General features: G+C 75.4%; 2 protein-coding genes. Both read right to left on the bottom strand.

Features of this window, described 5'->3' with window-relative positions; translation table 11 throughout:
- Window positions 1-80 precede the first annotated feature (80 nt).
- Window positions 81-830, bottom strand: coding sequence for a glucose 1-dehydrogenase (locus ACWJ6R_RS36170; protein WP_449066520.1), 750 nt, complete (start codon window positions 828-830; stop codon window positions 81-83).
- Between the two features lie 263 nt (window positions 831-1093).
- Window positions 1094-1494: hypothetical protein (locus ACWJ6R_RS36165; protein ID WP_449066519.1), on the bottom strand; the 401-nt coding region annotated here is incomplete at its 5' end.

The raw sequence follows: 1494 nt of genomic DNA, 5'->3' as shown, positions 1-1494 counted from the left end.
GGGGCCGTCGCGGCGGGCGGCCGCCGGGGTCCTCGCACCCGTACGGCGAGCCCGGCGGGACGGCTCGGTGGCGGGGCGGCTCAGTAGCCGGCGCCGGTGAGCATGCCCCCGTCCACCGTGAACTCGCTGCCCGTGCAGTAGCTCGCCCGGTCGGAGGCCAGGAAGGCCACCATGTGCGAGACCTCGACCGGCCGGGCGAACCGCTTGATCACCATGGACTTGAAGAACGCCTCGCCGTCCACCTCGGCGGCGACCTCCGGCGTCCTGACCATGGGCGTGTCGATCGACCCCGGGTGGACGGAGTTGACCCGGATCCCGAAGCGGGCCAACTCGCGGGCGGCGGCCTTGGTGACGCCGCGCACGCCGAACTTCGAGGCGGAGTAGGCGGACAGCCCCTCGGCGCCGATGAAGCCCTCGACCGAGGAGATGTTCACGATCGAGCCGCCGCCGGCGGCCTTCATCGGCTCGATCACCGACTTGACGCCGAGCCAGGTGCCCTTGAGGTTCACGTCGATGACCCGCTCGTACTCCTGGAGCGTCATGTCGGCGATCCGGCGGAACCTGAGGATCCCGGCGTTGTTGACCAGGACGTCGAGCCTGCCGTACGCCTCGACGGCGGCGCCGACCGCCCGCTCCCAGTCGGCCGGGTCCGTCACGTCCTGGGGGACGAAGAGCGCTCCGGTCTCCTCGGCGAGCGCCTTGCCCTCGTCGGCGAGCACGTCTCCGAAGACGACCCGCGCGCCCTCGTCGAGGAAAAGCCGCACGTGCGCCTCCCCCATGCCCCGTGCGCCCCCCGTGACCAGGGCGACCTTGCCGTCGAGCAGACCCATCCCATGCCCCTTCCCGGGCTCGTGCCGCCTTGTGCGCCGGACCTCGCGGCCGGCCCGCCGGGACGACGGGCGTCCGCGCCGCCGATCACCAACCTAGCGCGCGCTTGGTCGGCTCACAAGGCGTGGACGCGGGCCGTGGAGATCCGGCCCCGGCCCGCCGGGCACCGCCTCAGGGAGCGCCCTGCGGGCCCGCCGCCGCGTCCTCGGCCGTGCCCTCCCACGCCTCCTGGGAGACGTCCTCGGGCACGTCCTCGGGCACGTTCTCAGGCATGCCCTCGGGCCGGCCCCGCGCCCGGCCCGGCGGCCTCCGGGCACGGCGCGCCGGTGACCGCCACCGTACGGCTCCGCGCGCCGCCGGGAGCCTGGGGCCGGGTCTCGGCCGTGACCCGCCACAGCACGGTCCGGCCGCAGGGCGGGGCGGTGAAGGCGTGCCGGACGGCAGGAAGGTAAGCGGTGGAGCCGCCGAGCATGAGGGCGCGCACCGGGGCCTCCACCAGCCGGTCCTCGGCCGGGCCCTCGGCGAACCGGACCGTCAGCACGACGCCGGCCGTGGTGGACGCGCGGACGCTGATCGTCGCCTCGTCCGCGTCGATCCCGGTGACGGCCAGTTCGCCGACCGTGTGCGGCGGCGCGGACGGGGTCTGCGCGCCGCTCGGGCCCGGCG

It is taken from the genome of Planomonospora algeriensis (assembly GCF_977012225.1).
This window is presented reverse-complemented; position numbering and strand designations above follow the sequence as displayed.